General features: G+C 52.9%; 1 protein-coding gene. It reads left to right on the top strand.

Annotation, left to right across the window (positions count from 1 at the left end):
• Positions 1-187: 187 nt before the first annotated feature.
• Positions 188-461, top strand: a 274-nt coding sequence (locus AC1RO3_RS08615) for a hypothetical protein (protein ID WP_481764020.1), incomplete at its 3' end; no start/stop codon positions are given.

Here is a 461-nt window from a genome sequence, read left to right as displayed (position 1 = left end):
GAATTTGGGGCTGCTGGCGTTTGTGAGTCCGAATCGCGCGGACCTTATCCTAAATTCTGACGAGGGCAGGGCAGAGTTGGAACGTGTTGAGCGTGTTACTGATAGCGCCACATTCAAACGCTACTGGCCTAAGTCTGCACAGATGTGGAATTGGGAAGAGAATGAGTACGTAACATAAGGAGATCAAGTGGCAGAGTTTGTGGCTGTGGGAGATGCACACTTCACCGATTCCTCAGGATCGGGAGGTCTTTCGAAGTACGTACAAAATCCGGACAAGATGGTCGCTGACGAGATTAGGCGAGGTCCCGTCAAGTACGCACGTGACAACGGTATCAGCAACATCTTGCTGCTAGGTGACCAGTATGACGGCCCACGCGCCTCGTACTCTGGACAACGGGAATTGGCGGACGTTGTTCGTGAAAATCCAGACCTCAGGTGGCACGCTATTCTCGGCAACCACG

The sequence above is a fragment of the Dellaglioa sp. CoH-57-MRSF-19 genome, assembly GCF_056781975.1.
The sequence above is the reverse complement of the archived record's forward strand: the minus strand, read 5'-3'. Positions and strand labels throughout refer to the sequence as shown.